This window comes from Gemmata algarum (assembly GCF_034097035.1).
GTDB classification, from domain to species: domain Bacteria; phylum Planctomycetota; class Planctomycetia; order Gemmatales; family Gemmataceae; genus Gemmata; species Gemmata algarum.
Genome location: NZ_JAXBLV010000149.1, coordinates 1 through 379, shown reverse-complemented (window position 1 = coordinate 379; position 379 = coordinate 1). Strand labels below are relative to the sequence as shown.

Genomic DNA, 379 nt, shown 5'->3' with positions numbered 1-379 from the left:
CCCAAAGCCCGCTCGATCGCGCGTGCGGCGGCGGTGGGCGTGTGGTCCGCAGCGGTGAATCCCGTGTGTCGGTGGTGGCTCCGCGTGGCGCCGGTCGGGGCTGGCGCGGCTCATCGCCGCGAGGTGCGGTTGGTCGTGGCCGGCGGTGCATCGGGACACGGCGTGTCGGATCGGTGGTGCTCCGCGTGGTGCCGGTCGGGTCTGGCGCGGCTCGTCGCCGCGGGTGTCGGTGGTGGGTGGCCCCCGGCGTGCCGCGACACGGTGCGTGGGTCGGTGGTGGCTCCGCGGATGCGCGATGCGGGCGCGGGCTCCGCGGAACCGCAACGGCCCGCGCAGAAGCCGAACCCGGCGCTGCACCTGACACCGCCCGCGGGCTTGG

The 379-nt window shown here is 76.8% G+C and carries 1 protein-coding gene; it reads left to right on the top strand.

What is annotated here, in order from left to right; all coding sequences use genetic code 11:
• The coding region (locus R5W23_RS12245; protein ID WP_320686565.1) for a hypothetical protein at nucleotides 1-379 on the top strand (379 nt) is incomplete at both ends.